A 3789-nucleotide genomic window follows, 5' to 3' on the forward strand; every position below is an offset into this window, starting at 1 on the left:
GGTGATCTCGATGGCGGTTTCCAGGTGGTGGATGAGGAACCGCAGCTGGTCGGTGGTGTAGGTGGCGTGGAGCCGGTCGAAGGCGGCGCCGATGCCGAGGTAGACGTTGTCGCGGGCGGCCAGGCCCGCGAGGTCGACGGTGACGTCGACCTCGCGTTTGTCGTGCGGGTCGGTCTGGCGGTGGGCGAGGTGCTGGGCGAGTGGAACATGGTCGTCCAGGCGGCTGCGGATGCGTGCGGCGACGGCGTCGAGCAGGGGTTCCCGGACGTCGGGGGGCGAGCTTGCGGTAGGCAGCGCCATCCACCCGCCGGGTGGAGCGCCTCGTGCGCACGCCGCCAGCCGATCGCCGGGTCGACCCAGTGCCAGACGGTTCTTCCGCGGCCAGTTGTCCGCGTTTCAGACCGGGTCGGGGCGGCGCAGGCGGAGGTGGAGCAGGGCGATGACGGCCAGGCCGTATTCGCGGCTGGTCCGCTCGAGGCTGACGTGGGTGACTCGCCAGCCGGCGGCGACGGCGGGTACGCCGAGGGCGAGGTAGCACAGGACGTACACGGTGGCCAGGACGCCGGCGAGCACGGTGCCGGTGAACAGGGCGGTGGTGGAGCCGGCGGCGACGGCGAGCAGGGTCAGGGCCACGCCGACGATGAGCCCGACGAGGCCGGTGAGCATCACCGTGGCGGCCGGGGCGGTGCGGGCGAGGACGACGGTGAGGGCCGCGGTGCCGGCCAGGGCGAGCACGGCGAGGCCGCCGAGCAGGATCGCGTGGCTGCCGGTGGCCGCGCCCGCGCCCGCGACGCGGCGGGCCAGGGCCGGGCCGAGGGAGAAGTAGAAGCCGGTCAGGGCCCAGGTGGCCACCAGGCAGGGCCCGGCGGCGGGCAGGACGCGGCGTACCGGGGCGGGCAGGCTCAGGTGCGGTCGCAGGCTGGCCAGCGCCCCGGGGACCCGGGGCGACGTTTCGGTCATGACCAGGACGCCGGCGGCCTGGGCTGCGACGACGGCGAGCAGGAGCAGGTAGACGAGCCGGGTGGGCGCGGGCAGCAGCGCGACGCACAGGGCCGAGCCGGTGGCGCCGAGCGCGGTCCCGGCGAAGGAACCGGCGGCGTTGAACAGGGCGCCGCGGGTGGGGTGCAGATCCAGCAGGGCGGCGCCGAGGGCGCCCATGGCCGTGCCGGTGGCCAGGCCCTGCCCGGCGCGGGCGGCCACGAGTGCCGCGACGCCGTCGGCGCGCACGAACACGGCCAGGGCGAGGATCTGTACGGCGCAGGCGGCGAGCAGCACGGGGCGGCGCCCGAGATGGTCGGACAGGCCGCCGACGACGAGCAGGGAACCCAGGACGGCCAGGGCGTAGACGCCGAACACGACGGTCAGGGTGATCGGGGAGAACCCCCAGTGCGCCTGGTAGACGGCGTACAGGGGGGTGGGGACGACGGAGGAGACGAGGAAGGAGGTGAGCATCGAGGCGGCCAGGGCGAAACTGGCCCCCGTCCCGAGCCGGCCGGCGATCCCGCTGCCCGCCGGCACGTGCCCGATGGTGTTGGCGTCGGGCGCGAGGGTGGGCAGCGCGGGGGGCACGGGCATCGGGGTCCCTTCCACCGGACGGCGGGCACCTGGCGGGTGTGGGCCACCATCCGGCCCGTCACAGCCAACCCATTAAAGCCACAAGTTTGCGTTAGTGGGGACGGTAGTCCACCCCACCCGTTAACGCAAAGATTTCGCGTGAGGCGGGGGGTTGTGCACTACGCTCGAGACGTGAGTCCCGAGGGTCCGCGTCCGGGTGGGCGTAGCGCGCGGGTGCAGGCCGCGGTGCACCAGGCGGTGCGGGGGTTGCAGGCCGAGCGTCCCCGCGGGGAGATCACCGTGCCGCGGGTGGCGGCGCGGGCGGGAGTGACACCGTCGACGGTGTACCGGCGCTGGGGGGATCTCACCGAGCTGCTGGCCGATGTCGCCGCCGAACGGCTGCGCCCGGATCGTCCCCCCGTCGACGCCGGGGGGTTGCGCGCGGATCTGCTGGCCTATGTCGGGGGGTATCTCGAGGAGGTGTCGTCGCCGACGGGCCGGGCGGTGCTGCGTGACGTGGTGGCCGCCTCGTCGGCGCCGGAGCTGCCGGCGGGCCGCTGTGACGCGTATGTCCGCGCGCAGCTGGGGATCATCGTCGAGCGGGCGCGGGGCCGGGGTGAGCGGGTGCCGCCGGTGGCGCGGATCGTCGAGACGGTGATGGCGCCGATCACCTACAGCGTGCTGTTCGCGTCCGCGCCGCTGGCCGCCGCCGATGTGCGGCGTCTGGTCGACACCGCCCTCGCTCCCACGGTGACCGCCGCCGGGTGACCGTGGCGGGCATCCCCCTGACGGCCCCGATGATGTGATTCCGACCACATGAAGATCGACATGTGGATAAGGGTGTCGATGGGGCGGTGGGTAACGTGGCGTGCGCCTGTGGACGTCCTGTGGAGAAAGTCTGATCCTGCGCGGCGCCGGGAAGTCAAGGGGTGGCGGTGTGTATGCGCTGCGGTATCACTGGTGCATGGCCTCGCTGCACCTGTCCCCCCGTCACCGTCAGCGTTCCACGCCGTCCCCCGTCGCCGCTTCCGCCGCCTCCGCTGTCTCCGGCGCCGGTGTCCCTGCGATCGCCGCCGGTGCGGGCGCGCCCCGTCCGGTGTCGTCACCTCGGGCGGGTGCGGGTGCGGCCGCGTCCGGCGCGGGTTCGTCCGGCGGTGCGTCGCCGCGCAGGGGGGTGGTCCGCGGCGCGGGGACGGCGCTGCCGCCGAGTGTGGCGCGGGTGGCGGCGCGGACCCGGTTGTCCGTGGAGCTGCTCGCGGCGCTGCTGGAGGTCGAGTCGCGGACCCACGCCACGCTCGAGGACATCGAACGCGCCGACGCGCTCGCCGAACGTCTGCTGGTACGTCGCGGCGACCGGCTGCGTGCCTCCGCCGGTCTCACCCCCGCCGCGTGAGCATCCCACCCCGCGCCGAACGGGGGTCGGTGGGCCCAGCCGGGGTCGGTGGACGGGCTGCTTCTGCCGCATCTGCCGTGCCCTGCCCGGCTGGGCAGCCTGTCGTGGACGTCGGGTGGGGCCCCGTCAGCGGCCGTGACCATGAGATGCCGAGGGTTGGTCGGGGATGGGGACCTCGCCACGCCGAACAACCCTCGGCATGGCGCCTCACAACCCTCGGCGTGAGGCCCCGACCCGACACCTGCGCACCTTGGCCGCCCCCACGGGGTCTGCCCGGGTGTTCCTGCGCGGACGTGGATGCCGATGGGGTGGACGGCAGGCGGCGGAAGGGGGCGGGGGCGCGGCGTAGGGTGCCGGCCATGGTGGCGATGGAGGCGGGGCAGTGGCGGGCGTTCGTGTCGGCGGGGACGCGCACGGGCAAGCTCGCGACGGTGCGGGCGGACGGGCGTCCGCATGTGGCGCCGATCTGGTTCCTGCTCGACGGCGAGGACGTGGTGTTCAACACCGGGGCGTCCTCGGTGAAGGGCCGGTCGTTGGCACGCACGGGGGTGGCGTCGCTGTGTGTGGATGACGAGGCGCCGCCGTTCGCGTTCGTGACCGTGACGGGGACGGTGCGCCTGAGCGAGGATCTGGACGAGGTGCGGGTGTGGGCGACGCGGATCGCCGCCCGGTACATGGGTGCGGCGGCGGCGCCGGCCTACGGGGCGCGTAACGGGGTGCCCGGGGAGCTGCTGGTGCGGCTCACGCCCACCTCGATCGTCGCCGAGCAGGGCGTCGCCGACTGATCTGCGGCCGGTCGGCCCAGGCCCGGTCGGCCCAGGCCCGGTCGGCCAGGACCCGGT

At 74.6% G+C, this 3789-nt stretch carries 5 protein-coding genes; 3 read left to right on the forward strand and 2 right to left on the reverse strand.

All coding sequences use genetic code 11. The features are described from left to right. Positions 1–300 (reverse strand): hypothetical protein (locus G6R24_RS19205; RefSeq protein ID WP_163550580.1); only part of this gene is annotated, 300 nt, incomplete at its 3' end. A 96-nt stretch (positions 301–396) separates the two neighbouring features. Continuing rightward, the gene (locus G6R24_RS19210) at positions 397–1575 is read right to left on the reverse strand and encodes an MFS transporter (protein WP_163550581.1); all 1179 of its coding nucleotides are present in this window, start codon (positions 1573–1575) and stop codon (positions 397–399) included. A 171-nt stretch (positions 1576–1746) separates the two neighbouring features. Here G6R24_RS19210 and G6R24_RS19215 point away from each other — a divergent pair, with 171 nt between their 5' ends. The 3 genes from G6R24_RS19215 (at position 1747) to G6R24_RS19225 (ending at position 3732) form a co-directional block, all read left to right on the forward strand. Next, positions 1747–2322 (forward strand): TetR/AcrR family transcriptional regulator, encoded by a 576-nt coding sequence (locus G6R24_RS19215; protein WP_163550583.1) that lies wholly within the window; start codon positions 1747–1749, stop codon positions 2320–2322. A 169-nt stretch (positions 2323–2491) separates the two neighbouring features. Next, positions 2492–2947, forward strand: a complete 456-nt coding sequence (locus tag G6R24_RS22890; protein WP_225438746.1) for a hypothetical protein — start codon at positions 2492–2494, stop codon at positions 2945–2947. Positions 2948–3306: 359 nt separating this feature from the next. Beyond that, positions 3307–3732 carry a PPOX class F420-dependent oxidoreductase gene (locus G6R24_RS19225; RefSeq protein ID WP_163550582.1) on the forward strand — a complete coding sequence of 142 codons (426 nt, stop codon included), beginning with the start codon at positions 3307–3309 and terminating at the stop codon, positions 3730–3732. Positions 3733–3789 lie beyond the last annotated feature (57 nt).

Source organism: Candidatus Frankia nodulisporulans (assembly GCF_902806475.1).
GTDB lineage: Bacteria > Actinomycetota > Actinomycetes > Frankiales > Frankiaceae > Frankia > Frankia umida.

Excerpts from the sequence above, each read along its gene's own strand:
- G6R24_RS19210 (WP_163550581.1), bottom strand. The coding sequence starts at position 1,575 with ATGCCCGTGCCCCCCGCGCTGCCCACCCTCGCGCCCGACGCCAACACC.
- G6R24_RS19225 (WP_163550582.1), top strand. The coding sequence starts at position 3,307 with ATGGTGGCGATGGAGGCGGGGCAGTGGCGGGCGTTCGTGTCGGCGGGG.